Origin of the sequence: Mesorhizobium sp. WSM1497, assembly GCF_001672455.2 — a bacterium.
Classification (GTDB): domain Bacteria; phylum Pseudomonadota; class Alphaproteobacteria; order Rhizobiales; family Rhizobiaceae; genus Mesorhizobium; species Mesorhizobium ciceri.
This window is the reverse complement of sequence record NZ_CP021071.1, coordinates 41,806-59,417: the sequence shown is the minus strand read 5'-3', so window position 1 is coordinate 59,417 and position 17,612 is coordinate 41,806. Positions and strand designations below refer to the sequence as shown.

General features: G+C 61.3%; 17 protein-coding genes and 1 pseudogene. 6 read left to right on the top strand and 12 right to left on the bottom strand.

From position 1 onward, the window contains the following. Positions 1-216: 216 nt before the first annotated feature. Both A9K65_RS32675 and A9K65_RS32670 read left to right on the top strand, forming a co-directional pair. Positions 217-1,476, top strand: a complete 1,260-nt coding sequence (locus tag A9K65_RS32675) for a DNA repair exonuclease (protein WP_064994410.1) — start codon at positions 217-219, stop codon at positions 1,474-1,476. Then, the gene (locus tag A9K65_RS32670; RefSeq protein WP_064994411.1) at positions 1,473-4,940 is read left to right on the top strand and encodes an AAA family ATPase; all 3,468 of its coding nucleotides are present in this window, start codon (positions 1,473-1,475) and stop codon (positions 4,938-4,940) included. Before A9K65_RS32675 ends, A9K65_RS32670 begins: the two co-directional genes overlap by 4 nt. A gap of 222 nt (positions 4,941-5,162) precedes the next feature. Here the strand turns inward: A9K65_RS32670 and A9K65_RS32665 are convergent, their stop codons facing one another. The 5 genes and pseudogenes from A9K65_RS32665 to A9K65_RS32645 form a co-directional block, all read right to left on the bottom strand. After that, positions 5,163-6,398 (bottom strand): arabinose transporter, encoded by a 1,236-nt coding sequence (locus A9K65_RS32665; protein WP_086081386.1) that lies wholly within the window; start codon positions 6,396-6,398, stop codon positions 5,163-5,165. A 48-nt stretch (positions 6,399-6,446) separates the two neighbouring features. Beyond that, entirely contained in the window at positions 6,447-7,190 is a 744-nt protein-coding gene (locus tag A9K65_RS32660; protein ID WP_064992504.1) for an SDR family oxidoreductase, read from the bottom strand. 31 nt (positions 7,191-7,221) lie between these two features. Continuing rightward, positions 7,222-7,617, bottom strand: coding sequence for a cupin domain-containing protein (locus A9K65_RS32655; RefSeq protein WP_064992981.1), 396 nt, complete (start codon positions 7,615-7,617; stop codon positions 7,222-7,224). Between the two features lie 20 nt (positions 7,618-7,637). Beyond that, a pseudogene (locus A9K65_RS32650) lies at positions 7,638-8,047 on the bottom strand (cyclophilin-like fold protein). Between the two features lie 53 nt (positions 8,048-8,100). After that, positions 8,101-9,291, bottom strand: coding sequence for an MFS transporter (locus A9K65_RS32645; protein ID WP_064992506.1), 1,191 nt, complete (start codon positions 9,289-9,291; stop codon positions 8,101-8,103). A gap of 150 nt (positions 9,292-9,441) precedes the next feature. Here A9K65_RS32645 and A9K65_RS32640 point away from each other — a divergent pair, with 150 nt between their 5' ends. Both A9K65_RS32640 and A9K65_RS32635 read left to right on the top strand, forming a co-directional pair. Continuing rightward, positions 9,442-10,335, top strand: coding sequence for a LysR family transcriptional regulator (locus A9K65_RS32640; RefSeq protein WP_064992507.1), 894 nt, complete (start codon positions 9,442-9,444; stop codon positions 10,333-10,335). 449 nt (positions 10,336-10,784) lie between these two features. Beyond that, positions 10,785-11,678, top strand: a complete 894-nt coding sequence (locus tag A9K65_RS32635) for a hypothetical protein (protein WP_348629619.1) — start codon at positions 10,785-10,787, stop codon at positions 11,676-11,678. Here the strand turns inward: A9K65_RS32635 and A9K65_RS32630 are convergent. The 4 genes from A9K65_RS32630 to A9K65_RS32615 form a co-directional block, all read right to left on the bottom strand. Continuing rightward, complete coding sequence (locus A9K65_RS32630) at positions 11,665-12,705, bottom strand: nucleotidyl transferase AbiEii/AbiGii toxin family protein (RefSeq protein ID WP_064992508.1); 1,041 nt, start codon at positions 12,703-12,705, stop codon at positions 11,665-11,667. The genes A9K65_RS32635 and A9K65_RS32630 overlap by 14 nt on opposite strands. Continuing rightward, a complete protein-coding gene (locus tag A9K65_RS32625; RefSeq protein ID WP_064992982.1) occupies positions 12,702-13,370 on the bottom strand; it encodes a DUF6088 family protein in 669 nt (222 codons plus the stop codon). Before A9K65_RS32625 ends, A9K65_RS32630 begins: the two co-directional genes overlap by 4 nt. A 113-nt stretch (positions 13,371-13,483) precedes the next feature. Continuing rightward, the gene (gene xth / locus A9K65_RS32620) at positions 13,484-14,260 is read right to left on the bottom strand and encodes an exodeoxyribonuclease III (protein ID WP_064992509.1); all 777 of its coding nucleotides are present in this window, start codon (positions 14,258-14,260) and stop codon (positions 13,484-13,486) included. 18 nt (positions 14,261-14,278) lie between these two features. Beyond that, a complete protein-coding gene (locus tag A9K65_RS32615) occupies positions 14,279-14,461 on the bottom strand; it encodes a DUF3606 domain-containing protein (protein WP_063170480.1) in 183 nt (60 codons plus the stop codon). A gap of 282 nt (positions 14,462-14,743) precedes the next feature. Here A9K65_RS32615 and A9K65_RS36580 point away from each other — a divergent pair, with 282 nt between their 5' ends. Together A9K65_RS36580 and A9K65_RS36575 are read left to right on the top strand one after the other, a co-directional pair. Next, positions 14,744-15,001: a hypothetical protein gene (locus A9K65_RS36580; protein WP_157678589.1), complete on the top strand. Its 258-nt coding sequence runs from the start codon at positions 14,744-14,746 to the stop codon at positions 14,999-15,001. Next, on the top strand, positions 14,998-15,300 hold the full coding sequence (locus A9K65_RS36575) for a hypothetical protein (protein WP_064992511.1): 303 nt from the start codon (positions 14,998-15,000) through the stop codon (positions 15,298-15,300). The genes A9K65_RS36580 and A9K65_RS36575 overlap by 4 nt, the downstream gene beginning before the upstream one ends. A 427-nt stretch (positions 15,301-15,727) precedes the next feature. Here A9K65_RS36575 and A9K65_RS36700 read toward each other — a convergent pair whose 3' ends face one another. From A9K65_RS36700 to A9K65_RS32595, 3 genes are all read right to left on the bottom strand, one after another. Next, on the bottom strand, positions 15,728-15,871 hold the full coding sequence (locus A9K65_RS36700; RefSeq protein ID WP_245265393.1) for an RES domain-containing protein: 144 nt from the start codon (positions 15,869-15,871) through the stop codon (positions 15,728-15,730). A gap of 81 nt (positions 15,872-15,952) precedes the next feature. Next, positions 15,953-16,339: a hypothetical protein gene (locus A9K65_RS32600; RefSeq protein ID WP_024504930.1), complete on the bottom strand. Its 387-nt coding sequence runs from the start codon at positions 16,337-16,339 to the stop codon at positions 15,953-15,955. 1,010 nt (positions 16,340-17,349) lie between these two features. After that, positions 17,350-17,532: a hypothetical protein gene (locus tag A9K65_RS32595; protein WP_024504929.1), complete on the bottom strand. Its 183-nt coding sequence runs from the start codon at positions 17,530-17,532 to the stop codon at positions 17,350-17,352. Positions 17,533-17,612 lie beyond the last annotated feature (80 nt).

The following is a 17,612-nucleotide window of genomic DNA, read 5'->3' as shown; positions in this document are numbered from 1 at the left end:
GCTCCCGGGTTCTAAGGATCAATCGCGATCCCGAGAATGTTCGACATTCGGGCGGTGTTTTGCAACTCCCTGTCAACGCGAAATGGCCTCACCCCGGCACATAGCCAAGAACCTTGCTCAAGGGCGACCTATACCCGAACACCAACACCCCTATCTTGAGATTTTCCTGTCGAGCCGCGGTCGAACACTCCTATAATTGTGACCGGAGACTTCCCCATGCCATTTCGATTCGTTCACACCGCCGACATTCATCTCGACTCGCCGCTGCGCTCGCTGGCCCTACGAAACGGCGACCTTGCCGAACTCGTCGGAGACGCCAGTCGCCAAGCGTTTGTCTCGATCGTCGATCTCTGCCTTGCGGAACGTGTCGATGCGCTGGTCATTGCCGGCGATCTCTACGACGGCGATCAGACGTCGATGAAAACCGCCCGCTTCCTGGCGTCGCAGATGACACGGCTGCACCAGGCCGGCATTAGGGTCTTCAAGATCCGTGGCAATCATGACGCGCTATCGCGCATATCGAAGCAGCTGGTGTTCCCGGAGACGGTCACGATATTCGGTGGCCGTCCCCAGTCCGTGCTGCAGACAGCCGCCGGGCTCGACGTCATGTTTCATGGCTTGAGCTTTGCCAGCCCCAAGGCGCCGGACAGCCTGCTGCCCAAGTATTCAGTGCCGCGTGAAGGCGCGGTCAATGTCGGCATTATGCATACCAGCCTGGCCGGATCGCCCGGCCACGACGTCTATGCCCCCTGCAACGCCACCGACCTGCATGCCCATGGCTTCGACTACTGGGCGCTTGGGCACATCCATGTCCGCCAGGTCCATCCCGGGGCGAGCACGGTGGTGATGCCGGGAATTCCACAGGGCAGGGACATCAATGAGGCCGGGGAGAAATCCGTCACCCTGGTGACGATACGAGACGACCGCACCGTAGAGATAGAGGAGAGGCTGACCAGCATCGCGCAATTCGAAAGGGTGAATGTCGACCTGACCGAAATGGAGGAATGGTCCGATGTCGTCGGACGAGTCCGTTCCGCACTCGAACGTGTTCGCGCCTCTGTCAAATCCCGTCATGCCGTGGTTCGTCTCGACCTGACCGGTGCGTCACCTTTGTCCTGGGCCTTGATCCGTGATCGCGACCTGCTGCTCGCAGAGGCCGAGCAGGCCGCGGAGCAGACGGGAGACACTTGGGTGGAGAAGCTCGAGCTCAAAGTGTCTCCATCCACATCCCAGACCTGCGAGGAAGCCGCCGACCCGATTTTCGAGCTCGCTCAATCCATGCGCGCCGATGCCGGCTCGGACGCGTTCCGAGCTGAGGCGAGGGCCTTGGTCCAGAAGATGGTCGCGGATCTTCCGCCTGACGGGCGCGATTTCGCCGGCAAGGACGAGGCTGAGCTGGAGTTGTTCCTCGATCGGGTGCTTGCCAACGGCGCAAATCTGGTCACCGCCCGCCTCAAGGCCGGTGGATCACAATGAGGCTGCGCCGCCTTGACCTCATCCGCTACGGCAAGTTCACCGACAGGACGATCGACTTCGGGCCGAAACCGGAATCCGGTCCCGATCTGCATATCGTCTTCGGCCTGAACGAAACCGGCAAGTCGACCGCGCTTTCTGGCTATCTTGATCTGTTGTTCGGCATCGAGGAACGCAGCCGCTACAATTTCCTGCACGAGTACAGTGCGATGCGCATCGGCGGGGTGCTCGAACTCGGCGGCGCGGAGCACACCTTCACACGCACGAAACAGCGCACCAACTCATTGTTGGACGAGACTGGCCAGCCGGTCAGCGAAATGGCGATATCGGCACATCTGGCTGGCCTGTCTCGCGACGCATACGAGACCATGTTCTCGTTGGACGACGAAACGCTGGAAGCAGGTGGAAAATCAATCCTGGAATCGCGCGGCGACCTGGGCAAGCTGCTGTTCACGGCCAGCGCCGGCCTCGGGCACGCAAGCGATACATTGAGCGTGCTCGAGGCCGAAGCGGACAGGCTCTATCGCAAACAGGCACACGGAACCGAACTTGCGCTGCTCAAGAAGCGGCTTGCGGAACTGAAGGCCAGTAAGGACGCGGTCGACACCTTGGCGTCGAATTATGAGAGCCTTGAAGCCGAGCGTCTCGACGCGACCGAAAAATACGACCGCAGCATCGCCGAACGGTCGGTGCTGTCGGCTCGGCTCGAGACCATCGCGAAGTATCTTCGGGCGATCCCGATTCTTGCCGATATCCGGCGTAAGCAAGCCCAACTGGCCGATTTGCCTGAGATCGCTTCACCGGCACGGACCTGGACCGGCAGTGTCGCCGACATGATCGAGGCCGACGCCAGCCTGAGAACGCGGCTATCCGCGAACCAGGACGAGCTCGAACGGGTGACATCGAAAATCGCCTCGGTCGACGTGGACGTGGTGATCCTTGCGATTTCCGAACGGGTTCGCGGCCTGGCCGACCGCAAGGTGCGTCACGTCTCGGCCGGCCTGGACCTGCCAAGTCGCAGGACGGAGCTGCAAATCCTCGACAATTCCGTGGCGAACTGTCTTGCCGCCCTTGGAAGGTCCTCCGAGCCAGTTCCTGCCAAACTGCTCTTGCCTGCTGCAACCATTAGCGCTGTGCGCACCATGGTCGAGCAACGATCCGGGATTGCTACCAGCGTGCGCGTTGCGCGCGAGGAGGCCGCGGCAGCCGCTGACGCGCTCCAGGCGGCACGCGACCGGGTCGGCGAAGAACGGGCCGTGCCGGAGCCTGCCAGGGCAAGGCTGGTTTCGGCTTTGTCTAGGGCCAAGGCCAGCGGCTACATGAGGGAGACAAAGGAGTCGCGCGAGGCCGCCGATGCAGGTGCAATTCGATGGCAGGCCGCGATCGCGCGTTTGCACCCCTGGTCGGGCGACTCTCAGGCACTGGCCAGGGTCGCCATTCCGAATGCTGCGCAGCTTGGCGCATGGAAGGCGCTGGCAGCAGAGCTCGGGAAGGGCAGGGGCGTCCTTTCCGATCGTCTTGCCGAGCACCAGGGCAATCACGACTTGCTTTCGGCGCGGCTGGAAGCCCTTCGTGCCTCTGTCGATGTCACCGACGATGATGCGGCCGACGTCATTCGGCGTGCCCGCGACGACGCCTGGGCAAGGCATCGCCATGACCTGACTGGGGAAACGGCGGATGATTTCGCGGCAACACTGGCCCGAGACGACAGTGTCGGCGCAGGCCGTTTGGCCAACGCTCGGGAACTGGTCGAAATTCGCAGCACAAACCGCAACCTCGTAGAAACCGCGGCCACTATCGCGCATGCGCGTGATCAACTTGCCCGGAATGGCTCAGATCGGGAGGCTGTGCTCTTGGAAATACGCACAGTCGCCAGAGAGCTGCTCGGGCCGTGCCAGGAAACATCCCCCGAACAGCTGATCGAACTGATCGAGGATCGTATCGCTGCCCGCATCGATGCGCTCGCGGCCTGGGAGGAGATCGAGCTTTCGCGCAAGAAGGCCGAGCGGGCGGTTGATGAGGAAGGTCGAATACGCCTGGAATTGAGCCGCGCGCTGGCGAGCGTCGGCGTCGGTTCGGATGTTGGTGACAGCCTAGAGACGGTCATGGCCGTGGCAGAGCTGTTTCTTGAGAGACAGTTCAAGGTGGACGCAGAGCGCACCGAGGCGCTCAAGACGGTTGGAACAAGGCAAGAGGATCTGGCCGCCAGGCGCCGCGCTGTCGAAGTCGCGGAGCGACGTGAGGATGAATGGCAGGCCGGTATTGCCGAAGCGCTCAAGGGGACCTGGCTAGAGAGAGGCATCTCGGTGCCCGGCATGGGCGGCGTCCTTGATCAACTGGCTGAACTGTCCAAGAGCCTTCAGGACCGGGAGGCCATGCAACTGCGCATCGAAAAGATGGTGGCCGACAGGGACAATTTTCTGGTCGAGGTTACCGCCGTTGCAGCCGATGCGGGCGAGGCGGACGACGACGAACCGGAACAGCTGGCGATCCGCCTTGCCCAGCGCCTGGAGCGCGCCGAGCGCATGCGCGAGGCCAAAGCAAGCCTCGTCAATGACCTGCAGCGCCTGCAGGATCAGCGTGAGATCCTCGATGCAGAGGTTTCGGCACATGAGCGCCGCAAGAACGAGGTCCTAAGCGTCTTTGGCGTGGTCACGCTAGCGGACGTCGTGCAACGCGATGAGCTGCTGCGCGACAGGGATCGCCTGCGCAAAACCGTGGCCGAGCTTGAGGAGCAGGTTTTTTCCGAGCTCGCGGTGGAAGGGTTCGAGCAGGCGCGTTCGATATTGGATGGTGTCGATCTCGACAGTATCGCAATCGAGAAGGCGGAAGCCGAGCAACGGATTCGCGCTTCTGACGAGGCAATACAGCACCAGCTCATTCGGCAGACGCGCGCGACCGACAAGCTGGACGCTATTGTCGGCGACAGTGCTGTTGCCCGCATAGATGCCGAACGGCGCACCGTCCTTCTGGAAATCGAGGAAAAGGCCGTCCGCTATATCGAGCTGAAATTGGGAATAATGTCGGCTGGCAATGCTTTGCGCGTCTACCGTGAACGTCATCGCTCCGGGATGATGGAGCGCGCATCGGACGCATTCGCTCTCATGACGCGCGGCCAGTACTCTGGCCTGACAACCCAGCCCGTGAAGGGTGGGGAAGTGCTCATCGCGTTGCAGCGCGACGGGCAATCCAAGGTCGCCGACGCGCTGTCAAAAGGGGCACGTTTTCAGCTCTACCTGGCGCTCAGGCTTGCCGGGTATTACGAGTTCGCACAGTTTCGACCCGCAGTACCATTCATCGCCGACGACATCATGGAGACCTTCGACCATGTCCGGTCGGAGGAGGTTTTCAGGTTGTTTGGGGAGATGGCAAGTGCAGGACAGGTAATCTACCTGACACATCACCAGCACCTGTGCGAGATCGCCAAGACTGTAGTGCCGGGCGTAGCGGTCCATGAGCTCGGATGAGATTGGACTTTACTTGATGCGCTGCGGAAATACCGTGCTGTTCGATTTTCCCCTTAGCTAGTCTAATCGACATTTCCAAGCGCCGGCTTTGGCGTCAGCTTTGCGCCTGAAGCCGGACCTAGAGGCCAGCTTTGCCTATTCCGAAAGCCGACGTTGCAGGCGACCGCTCGGGAGGTCGCCGTCGCGCCGCACGCGGTCATTTTCAACCTTGCGATTGAATGGCTACTTTGGCCGGTTTAACGGACGTGGGTAGCCATGCGCCTGTCGGCCTCCACGGGCATTGTACGCTAAATGCAATGCAATGGCGGTTGTACAAAAGGTGACACCGGCGCTGATAAAGAAGACAACGCTCAAACCTGCTCGATCGGCAGCCCATCCCAACGCCGGGCTTCCTAGAGCCATCGCGACGTCCAGAAAGGCCGTGTAGATGCCCATCGCCAAGCCGCGGTTTTCCGGAGATGTGCCACCAACCGCCTCCACGCCAAGCCCGGGGTAGACCAGGGAGTAGCCTAGACCCGCCAGCGCGGCTCCGAAGGAAGCAAGCACACTGCTTCGTGCCAACCCGATGAGCAGAAGCCCGGCTGACTGCACGAGCACGAACAGCAGGGCGATCTTTGCACCGCCGTATCTGTCAGGCAAATGACCGCAGACCATACGCGCTGCGATCAGCGCAGCTCCAAACGCCGTAAATCCAACCCAGACCGGTCGCCAATGATTGTCGGCATACAGAAGGGAGCTGAAGGCAAGGACTGAGCAGTAGCCGACGCTGGCGAGTGCCGCACCAAGTCCTGGCAGCCATACCGCGTCAAAAACCGCTCTCAAATCGGATTCTCTCTGCCGCAACTGTATCCGAGGGTTCGGCGCTCGCATGAGTGATCCCAGGACGAGCAACGGCAATAGTGTGGTCAGCAGCCCTATCGCCGCAAAGCCGTAGGCTGTGAACAACATGGTTCCCAATGGTCCGCTGAAGGCCAATGCCGCGAACATCGCAGTGCCGACCCATGCAATGACTTTCCCCGAATGCCCGGCATCCACGAGCGCCAGGCCCCAGGCCACGCCACCTGTGATGATAAAGCTCTCGGCACCGCCCAGCACCGCGCGTCCGACGACGAGGATCGAGACGGAGAGAACGGGCGAACGCGCGACGGCCACGGACAGGAGATAGAGCAGCCCGGCAGCCGCTGCCGTAACCAGGCCCACGAGAACGGCTCGTTTCCCTCCGTTCCCGTCCGCAAAGGAACCCGACCACACGCGTGAGACCAGGGATGCCGCGAACTGCGTTCCCGCAACTAGGCCGACAACGACACTACCGAATCCCAGATTGTGGCTGACGTGCAGTGGAAGAACAGGCAACGCTGCGCCGATGACAACAAACCCGGCCAACACCGCCCCCATGGTTGGCAGCAGGGTAACCGCGACCGAACGCAATGGTGTTGACGATGTCGGCAGGTGTGTCATTCGTCGAAGCAATCTGATGACGTTAGTTGGCGGAGGCTTCAGTTCGGATCACCAGGGTTGGTTGGCGGGCCCGACAGTGAACTCGTTGATCGTGGTCTCTTCCGGTGCATCGATGGCGAACGCAACGACGTCAGCGATCCGGTCCGGCGAGATTCCGTATTTGTCATAGGTGTTCTGCATCGCGGCGGCCGTACCTTCGTCGCTGATCGTTTCAAGCAGCTCCGTGTTGATCGCGGCCGGATAGATGGTCGCGGTGCGGATGTTAGTGCCTTCCATGGCGGACTCCATGCGCAGCACTTCCATGAAGTCGCGCACGAACCATTTCGTGCCTCCGTAGACCGCGCCGTTCGGGTAGGCCTTGAGCCCGGCGACTGAAGAGGTGGCGATGATGTGTCCGGATTTGCGTGCTAGGAACTCCGGCAGCACCGCGGCGACGCCGTTCAGGACGCCCTTGACGTTCACGTCGACCATCTGGTGCCAGTCGTCGGTCTTCAGTGCCGATAGTGGCGAGATCGGCATGAGGCCAGCGTTCAGGAACATGACGTCGACGCGGCCGAACGCGTTCCTGGCCAACTCGACGATAGCGTCGTTGTCGGACTGCTTTGTCACGTCCAGTTCCTTGTAGGCCGCCTGACCGCCGTTGTTCGCGATCTCGTCGACGATCCGCTTCAGCTTGTCAGCGCGCCGCGCGCCAAGCACGACCTTGGCGCCTTTGTTCGCGAGCTGCTTCGCGGTTGCCTCACCGATGCCCGATGAAGCTCCGGTGATGATTACGACCTTGTCCTTGATCATGGCAGTTCTCCAAAGTTGATGGTTTGATTTCTCAGGCGCCGTATTGTGCGTCCGTCACATGCTCCATCCAGTCGACGACCTTACCGTCCTTAACCTCCTGGAGCGCGATATGGCTCATCGCTGTCTTGGGCGACGCCCCATGCCAGTGCTTCTCTCCCGGCGCGAACCAGACGACGTCACCGGGCCTAATCTCCTCGACCGGGCCTCCCTCGCGCTGCACGCGGCCTCGGCCGGAGGCGACGATCAGCGTCTGGCCAAGCGGATGAGTATGCCAAGCCGTGCGCGCGCCGGGCTCGAAGGTCACCTGAGCGCCTTGGACTCGCGCGGCGTCGAAAGGGTTGAAGAGCGGATCGATCCGCACCGTGCCGGTGAACCAGTCAGCCGGTCCCTTGCCGGAAGCCCTGCTGCCCGCGCGAAGAATGTCCATCATTGATCTCCCTTGTGTCCTCAGATGCGTTCGATGCGGAGCGAGAACTCGCCGCGCACATGCAGGGCCTGCTCGCCCTCGTCGAAACGGCCGAGCCTGATCAGCCCGGGGTGGCGGTAGTCATCGTAGAACATCGCCAGGTTGCCCCAGGGCATGAAATAGCAGAGGTCATAGGGCTGCTCGTTGGCGAACGACCGCTTCCCTCCTCCGTTAGCTTGCGCGGCAGATAGGCAATCTTCTCGTTATGCGCGTAGTCCTCGATCTTGAGGTCCAGCGGCAGCATGGAGAAGAAGTCGCGCTCCGACGGATTGTCGTAGAGCGTGGCGGTCATGGTGCGGCCGTTAAAAGTCATCCCTATCTTCATGTCGGGCTCCTGGCTGACTGGGGCCTTGCTCTCTCGGCTGGCGGCTGCGCGCGGCAAGGCCGTCACCGCGAGCGCGGCGCCGAGCAATGTCCGGCGGCTGAGCGTCGCATGCTCGATGATCACTGCGAGGATCTCCGGGCCATATGCGATGCGGCGAAGGCGGCGAGCGCCGATCCGCAGAGCAACACCGAGCCAAAAGTGAACGCTCCCCACCAGCCGACCGTATCGAAGAGCGTGCCGCCGATGGCGGCGCCCCCGGTGATGGCGAGCTGGATGACGGCGACCTGCAGCCCGCCGCCAGCCTCCGCGTCGTCCGGCAACGTGCGGCTGAGCCACGTGCCCCAACCAACGGGCGCGGCCGTGCCGAAGAAACCCCAGGCAACGAGCAGCAGCGCTGTGGGAACTGGCGAGGCGCCGAGGGCGACGAGCGCAACTGCTAGCGCGGCCATGACCAGCGGGATGACTATGAGAATGCCGAACAGGCGCGTCCGCAAACGCCGGCCGACGCACCAGGTACCGAGGACCCCCGCCAGCCCCATCGCCAGCAGGATCGCCGAAAGCGCGGCGATATCAAGCCGGGTGACGCTCTCGAGGAAGGGGCGCAGATAGGTGAAAAGCGCGAACTGGCCCATGAACAGCATCATGATCGACGCCATGCCGATGGCGACTGGAAGACGGCCCAGCAGCGCCAGCGGATTGCCTGGACGTTTCCTTTGGCGCGGGGGCAGCGCTGGAAGGCTGATCCACTGCCAGACCAGCGCCAGCAGACCGAGCGGCACGACGAGAAAGAAAGCGCCGCGCCAGCCGATATAGGCGCCAAGAAAGCTGCCTAGCGGCGCGGCGATCGTGGCCGCGATCGCATTGCCGGCGTTCAGCATGGCGAGGCCCTTTGGAACCATGCCTTGCGGCACGAGGCGCATGACGATCGCGGTCGACATCGACCAGAAGCCGCCGATCGCGACACCGAGCAGCGCGCGGCCAACCATGAGAAGTGCAAAATTCGACGCAAAGGTCACTGCGAGCCCGGATACGATCAGGAGAACCGTAAAGCCGGTGACGACCAGCCGGCGGTCAATTCGCCGGGTGAGGCCCGCGACCAAGAGGCTGGTCACGACGGCAAAAGCACCCGAAACCGAAATCGCCTGTCCGGCGCGGCCTGCGGTGATGTTGAGATCGGCTGCGATCGGGGAGAGCAGGCTGACCGGCATGAATTCCGACGCGATAAGCACGAAGACGCACAGCGCCATCGAAAGCACCGCACTCCATGCGGCGCGGTCTTTGAGGGACCTTGTGTCGTAGGTTGTTTCCATAATTGGCATCCTTGCAAGGCGACCGGGAGCGGATCAGCCGCGATCCCCGTCGCCATGCCCGGAATATATCGCCGCGGAACCCATTCTATTAGACTGAGGAATTCGCATGGACTTATCTGCTTGTGATATAAATGCCGTCGGAGGTGACCTATGCAGCGGGATGGCATGAAGGATCTTCTGTGGTTCGTGGCGGTCGCCCAGGAACGCAGCTTTACCAGGGCGGCGGCCAAGCTCGGAACCTCGCAGTCGACTCTGAGTTCGACGATCAAGGAGCTGGAATCTCGTCTTGGCGTCCGCCTGCTGACGCGCACGACGCGGAGCGTTGCCCCGACCGAGGCCGGCGAGCGGCTTTTCCAATCTCTTGGCCCGCGCTTCGACGAAATCGAGGCCGACCTTGCAAGCCTGGTGGCCTTTCGCGACAAACCCTCCGGAACGGTCCGCATCACGCTATCCGACCATGCGCTCCAGACGACTGTCTGGCCGAAGCTGCAGCCCGTGCTTGGCGACTATCCCGACGTGCGCGTCGAGCTCTACAGCGACAACGGCATGAAGAACATTGTGGAGGAGCGCTTTGACGCAGGCGTGCGGCTGGGCGAGAGCATCGACAGGGATATGATCGCGGTGCGGATCGGTCCGGATTGGAGGCTCGTGGCCGTGGCTTCGGAGGAGTACTTTGCCCACCATCCGGTGCCAACCACCCCCCAGGATCTGGTCGATCATGACTGCATAAACATGCGACAGGCGACTTTCGGCGGATTGTATGCCTGGGAATTCGCCAGGGATGGGCGCGACCTTCGCGTGCGGGTAGAAGGACAACTTACCTTCAATTCGTCCATACCCATGATCGAGGCTGCGATACGCGGTTGCGGGATCGCCTATGTCCCGGAAAATCTCGTAAGCCCCCACATCGCCAGCGGACGCCTCAGGCTGGTGCTTGACGACTGGAGTCAGCCATTTGCGGGCTATCACCTCTACTACCCGAGCAGGCGGCAGCTCTCGCCTGCGATGGCGGTGATCGTGGAGGCGCTCCGGCATCGAATCTGACGCCAGCCAAGCCACTCCTTGTGCTGGGTTGTGAGGGATGATGCGGGTGGCGACGTTCCACCGCAGATCGCGGAGGCCTTCACCGTTAAGATCTTGCGACAGCAACGATCATCATCCAGCCAACTTTGAGCTTGTTTGCGATGGCTGCTCCAGGCAGTTTCGCCCTGACACCGGACAGTTCGTTCAACGGCCGAGGAGCGGCCGGTGTCGAATCAAGAAAGCTGGCGCAGATCCAGCTTGATCGGCCTCTCGGCCTTCTGAGAAAAGCGCAGACCTCGTTGCATTGGCCGCTGGATCGCCGATCGCGCTATCGACCAAGCCCTCGCGAACTAAGGTAAGGCCCGTTCGGCTCCTGCAACATGGGGACTTCTCGCCGACATCGACGCCAAGGGCACTTGCGCCTTCGTAAAGCGTTCTCCTGGCAGAGATGCGGTGAGGTGCGGCGCGCCATGATCATGAAGAGAACGGATGGGTCGAGTTCCAATGACGATGTCCCAACGGGCGCATCGGCTTCGTTCCCCTATGACAGGATCACCGTCGAACGCTTCCGGAAGAGTTTTCCCCGGGCCCGTTGGAGCGATGAACTCAAGGCCTGGTTTGTCCCGGGAAAGACCGCCGCTCGGCGTTTCAATCGTTGGCTGGAGCAAGAATTAGCCGGATCGAACGTGCATGCTGACAGCAGGGGACGCGACGCCTACGCCTTCGATCCTATCGTTTCCAAGTACCTGCTCGTGCACCAGGATCGGCTGGAGGTGCAAACACCATATTCTCGCTCGGTGGTAAACACGATGCGCGACGTGCCGTTTGCGTCCTGGGATCCCGACAGGCGCGCTTGGACAGTGCCTTTTCGCTCCTACGAACAACTGCATCGACGCTGGGCGGAAATCGAGGCTGCCGCCATTCGCAACGAGCCCGAAGCGCGAAAGCAGCGCGCGGCGCAGAGGCGCGGGTCTCCGCAAGACCTGGCGTCACGTGCACGTGCTATAGAACGCCGCCGCAGGCGCTATCCGCTCGACCCCGCCGATCTTCCACCTTTTGGCCGGCCCGTAATGACACGAAGCTTTGGTGTCGTCGTCTTCGTCGGATGCGATGGTGACTCCGTCGACGGCGAGATACTTCGTTCCCACTACTCCGACCTTCCAGACCACCATAATTATGTCTGGGGGCGATGGCGTCCCGCCGACCTCGATGAGCTCATCAAGACCTGGCCCTCGCGATCCAAGACGAAGATCGATGGAGCAGTTTGGTGGCAGCCGACTCTCGACGATTTGAGGGCCGCAAGAAAGATGGCTCGCGCATTGGAGAGAAGGCGGACGCGGCTGCGAACAATTACCCGCCGTTGATGCTCTGCTCGATCTGCCGGGCCGAGGCTAGGATGCCGTCAAAGCTTGGCGGGGTGCCGAAGATCATCGCAGTCGTGTTGGCGTAGTCGCGCGCAAGCGCATCGACCATCTTGGTCGCGGGCTCGATCGCAAAGGTCCTCGGCACTGCCGAGGCAAGATCATAGTCCGGCCGATCGAAAAACATGCGCGCGTGACGCACGCAATCGGCGCCAAGATCGAGGTTGGCGAGCGCCGCTCTCCCGGTTTCCGACTGCATGAGGCAGTGCAAATCGTAGTAATGCCGCGAGACGCGCTGACCTTCCTGCCGTAGTTCACCACGCCGCTCATACCAGCGGCGCAGCCCATGAGCGATCACCACCTTATCCCAGAAGGTCCGCGTCGCCTCGATCGTGGTGACGTCCGGCACGGCGAGGTCAACGCCGGCTGCTTCCTCGGCGACATAGGGTGTAATCGTAAGAGGCCCATGGGGATCGAGCGCTGATTTTGCGCCGGATTCAAGACGTATCGCCGGTCGGACATAGGCGCCATCGCGCGGCTCCACTTCGGGATACCAAAGCAGCAGGGTTTGCCGATCGGGATCGGCGTCATCGATTTCCACGCGCCCCGCCCCTTTGGTGACCTCTGTCAACTGGGCGGCGAGGAACGCATTGAGCGGGCCGGTGATATAGGCGCGACAGGCATCTCGGATCGCGTCCAGTTTGGCGCGGCGCTTCTTGTTCGACAATGCCTCCAGCTCTTCGACCGACGCAGGCTCCTCGAGGTCATCGCGGAACACGGTGACGTCGATATCCTCGGAGAAGCGCTTGATGAGGTCGTAGCCCTTCGACAGCGACGTGCCGCCCTTGAAGAGCAGCCGCGGTTCTCCTGCCGGCCGTTCGTGATAAAGCGCGTTGAGGGTCCAGCAGACCCAGAAGTCCTTTTCGACATTCCCGACCGGCGCGCCGATGCGGTTGGCCGTGGCGAGGAATAGATCGAGCCGATCACGCGGCGGTGCGGCAATAATCTGACGGTAGGCGGCGGTCGTCATGGCTTGCCCTCCGGCCCAGCTGTTGTGTTGAGGAGTTGGCGGAGGAACTCCTGCATCCAGATCGGGACGGCTGAAAGACCGGCGCGCAGATCCTCGCGGATCGCCTGGCCGTGCTTGGGGTCGGAAAGCAGGCGGCGCAAAGCAGTCTCGATCCGCTTGCGCTCGCTGTCTTGGGTCAGCATATCCTGCATCCAATGCAGGGCTTGGACGACCCGCATTCCCGGTCGATCCGCCCAATAAAGGCGGCTCGGCGCCGCATACTTGAAATAGATTTCCTGGCTGCCGAGTTTGATCGGCTTCAATCTCGCATCGACCAGTACCTCGATCCGCGCGGGTACGGCCGTCGTAAGCCCAAGATCGTTGGCGGCCGTCATGCCATCGATGACGGTGCGCGCGTTGTCGCGGCGTGTCACCGCCCGGATCACGGCGCGATAGTCCGGCACGGTGGCGCGGCCGGTCAGAGTATTGGTCCGCGGGCGGTCATAGAGACCGCGGTCAATCCGGCGAAGCTCTTGAGCCGCTGCCAGTCGCTGCAGGGTCTTGTCCACCGCGGAACGGGTACCGAGATCGGCAAAGTCGCCGGGTGTCCAGACCTCCTCGGGCTTGGACTGGATGCGCGCGAGCACGCGAGAGCGAATATCGGTGTCGTGTTCGACCGCTGTCATGTCCGAAATATGCGACAAGTTTCGGACAATGGCAAGCGAGCTTCGTCCGAAGAATGCTACAAATTTCGGACAAAGCGCGAAATCTGGAACCACTGCAGCCGCTCAAACTCGGGTTATTCAAGCGCGATCCAGGCCGGCGCATGATCGCTCGGCTTCTCCCACCCTCGCGTCTCAACATCCACCCCGGCATCGCGAAGCTTGGGCGACAACGAGGGACTGACCAGCAGATGGTCCATCCGCAGGCCAGAACTCTTGTCGTAGCCGCCCCCATAGGAGTGGTTCCAATACGTATAGACCCCCTTTTCCGGATGGATGCGCCTGACCGCGTCGATCCAGCCGTCCTCGAGCATCGCGGCATAGGCTTGGCGACTCTCGGGAAAGTAAACCGCATCGCCGATCCATCGTCGCGGCACCACGGCATCAATCGGAGTTGGAACGACATTGTAGTCGCCGCACAGCACGGTCGGCGCTCCCGCTTTGAGCAGATCCTGGCCGTAGCTAATCAGGCGGTCGAACCAGCGCAGCTTGTAGTCAAACTTGGGACCAGGGGCGGGATTTCCGTTTGGCAGGTAGAGACAGCCGACGACGAGCCCGCTGATCTCCGCCTCGATATAGCGGCTATGGCTATCGTCAGGGTCGCCAGGAAGCCCGCGTCGGCGCTCGATCGGGTCAGCTCCGCGAGCCAGGATAGCGACGCCGTTGTAGGATTTCTGGCCGTGCCAGATCGCGCCATAGCCAGCATCGCCGATCGCCTCGGCCGGAAATTTCTCGTCCGAGGTTTTGAGTTCTTGAAGGCAGACGACGTCATAGCGCGTGGCCTTTAGCCACGCGATGAGGACCGGCAGACGACCATTGACGCCGTTTACATTGAACGTGGCAACCCGGAGCATCTAGCCGGACCCCGTGGTTCAGTTCTTACCTAGCTTATCCTCGACCTTCTTGCGGCTGTTCCCGACCGATTTCACGGCTGACTTCACGTCGGCCTTGCTCGCTCCGGTCTTACCCGCCTCGTATTTCACTTCGTGATCCTGCCCCCCAGCGACCTTCGCGCGGTCCTGGTTGCGTCCACGTGTTGTTCCAGTATTGGGCATTTCATCCTCCAAAAGATTGCCATTCCAGACCCAACAACGCAGCCGGACTCTTCCGGTTCAATATCTGGAAACACCGATTTGGAACCGAATGCCATTCAGGGTATTGATCCAGCCATGTATTCGAGTTCCGCATGCCGGCCGTAGAGGCCGCCCTCAGCAAAAAGCGCTCTCGGCGCCGGGACTCAGAATCTACCCCTACATATTCGCTGCCCAGCATTTCGTCCGTTCCAGCTCTGCACCCTGACAGACGCCATACCTGTGGGCAGCAATTGGCTGTTCGAAATGAAGTTCGACGGGTATCGTGCCCAAGTCTCGATTTCCGGCTCTAAAGTTGTGGTCTACACCCGCAACGGCCACGACTGGACACGACAGTTCAAGGTGATCCTGGCGCCGCTTCAGGCTCTAACCAAAGGCTCTGCACTGATCGACGGCGAGATTGTCGCGATCGACAGCCAGGGCCGCACCAATTTTTCCATGCTGAAAACCGGAATTGCCGCGGGCATGCCGCTCAAGTCTACGCCTTCGACCTGTTGGAAATGAATGGCGAAGACCTGTCGAACCGACCGCTTCTCGATCGCAAGGAGAGGCTGGAGTTACTCCTTGGAGACCGCGACGCTGGCGACAGCCTGCAGTTTTCCGGCCACATCGTCGACCGGGGCAGACAAGTCTTCGACGCCATGTGCGAGGGTGGCCACGAAGGCGTTATCGCCAAGCGCGCCGACAGCCGTTACATCGGCGACCGCACGACCAGCTGGCTCAAGATCAAATGCACCAAACGACAGGAATTCGTCGTTGTGGTTACCGCCCAAACGACACCGGCCGAAGCATGGCCTCGCTGATCCTCGGCACCTATGAGAAGGGGAAGCTGGTTTACCGCGGTCGGGTGGGGACGGGGTTCACTCAGGCCTCCTGTCGAAGGAGAAGTTGCTGGCCGGCGATATACCGGTTGGGCTGGCTAGCGGGGAGGGCGACGGCGAGGACGGTCTCGTTGGGGACCAAGCGCCGTGACGGGGGGCGTCGTCGCGTTGTGATCCCAGAGACAGTCGATCCCTACGGCCAGGACGACTGGTCGTGCGGCAGCCGGTGATCGGGATCATGGACGGTGACCTTATCGCCTTCGACAAGACTGGCCGGAAAGACCACCAGGTTGGTGCCACCGGCGTGACGCTTTTGTCGATGCGAGCGATCTGGCGCCAGGCACAATCCCATTCCTGCCAAGCGCTGTCCCAGATCTCCGGGTCGAATCCCTGCGAAAGGTCCGCCACCTCAGGCGAGCGTGATCTTGTAGGCGGCAAGCGTTGCCGGCGGGACGATGCTGGCGCCCTGCTTGTATTCGTCAAGAGCCGTCTGGGTCGAACGAGACAGATAGAGTGCTTCGACGCATGGCCGGTTGAAACGACCGCCGTCGATCGCCGCGCCTGCACCGCTGATGGGCAGGAAAGCCCATTTGGGTGTCAGATAGCGATTCGTCTGGACCGACTCGGGTGATCCTCACCCACGCGCCCCATTTTCGAAATCCCGGATGAAGGCCAGGACTGCCTCGACCTGGCCGTCCGCGACGAGTTCGGCAGCCGTGCGATGACCATAGTCGGCAATCGGTTTATTGCGGTACCAAAAGATCGCCTTCTTGACGTCGCCGGTGAGTTCCGTTGCGGCCGAAATCACCTTCACCATCTCGCGCATCCGACCCTGCAGGCGCTCCGACGAGGGATTGCGCAGCGTGTTGCGGTGGACGCCGGTCAACTGCGCCAGGTTGGCCACCTTCACGCCAAGCGCCTGCGACAGGCGCTTCGGCGAGATATAAGGCGTGCGCGGCTCCTGCAGGCTGTCGACAAAACCTGAGACCACTTTCGATTGGGCCAGCTGTGCGTGGGTCATTACAAATCTCCGACCTCTCTCTTACGCACAATATACGCACATTCCTAGGCATAGAAAGAACAGCCTGACGCCTTTCCAGCGCACTGCTTGTGCTTCCCCATCCTCGTAGCGGATCCTAGCTAGCGGCAGCAATGCGCCTTCATCTCGGTCATTCCGTCCGACTTAACCTCCTGCCGAAAGCAGACTGGTTGTTAGCGATGCTGGCGTTGGGATTGCCGTTTGTGTTGGCCGTGAGATCAGTCTCGCGGTTTACTAAAAGCCAGCATTGTCAGAATTTGGTGGGTGAATCTATCCCCCGAAGAATGAGGGGTCGCCAGTACGGGGTAGTGTCGCTCCTTGTTCACACGAATCATTCGGTGATTCCGCTTCGCCTCAAAATGAGACTGACGCGGTCGATCCATATGTGGTTCGTCTCCGCTCCTTCGAGGGCGTTGCCCACGACACGCCAACGCTCAGCTCGTTCGATGCGGTGCTGGGTAACGCATGCGGCGAAAGTGCAGACTTTTCAGGCGGAGAGGGAACCCTGCGTGTCTTCGGGATAGACCCCAGTGACGTAGATGGCGACGTGCTGTTTGTTGAAAGCGCGCCGCCCCCACGTATAAAGTCCTCCCCGTCAACAAACTATACGCAAAGCTCGAGTATGGGAATTAGTGCAGTTCAATTTCGATTTCAGTGGCAACCGATTCCACTGATGGTTGGGGTTGTTGCTGAGTGGGACGGCGGCTTCGCGCCCCAATCTCCGCCCTCAAACGGGGTTGCACGGTCGCCCGATAGAAGACGCATATTTTGCATTGAAATGGGCGTCTTAGGCTCAAGATATGCATCGCCGGGGCCACCTCCAGCAGACTGCGAATGGATTGGCCAGCAGCACCGCATGATGTCGCGATGCGAGTCGCCGACGGCCTTGGCGAGGTCAATATCTCCTGGAGCGAAATATGGTTATAGATGTAACGTGCCGACGCGCATGACGTAATAAGCGTCAACCGCGGCAGGACGTTGGCGTCAATTCATCAAATCAGGCGATTGCTTTCCGCAAGTTGGCGCGCCCGCCGCATCGTGCCGTCGGTGTCGGCGATCTTTCGTCTTGCGGCTTCGTCGCTTCTGATCGTCAGCCGCTTCGATAGGACTTTTGCGGCCTCGACGATTGGCTCCATCGTTACGACCGGAGCGTCCGGAGTTTTCATGTATCTCATGCTCATTATCCTTTCAGGCAAAAATGAAAGCGAGCGCCGAGCAGATGTCCGCTCCGGCAAGTTAGGCACGGCGACAAAGT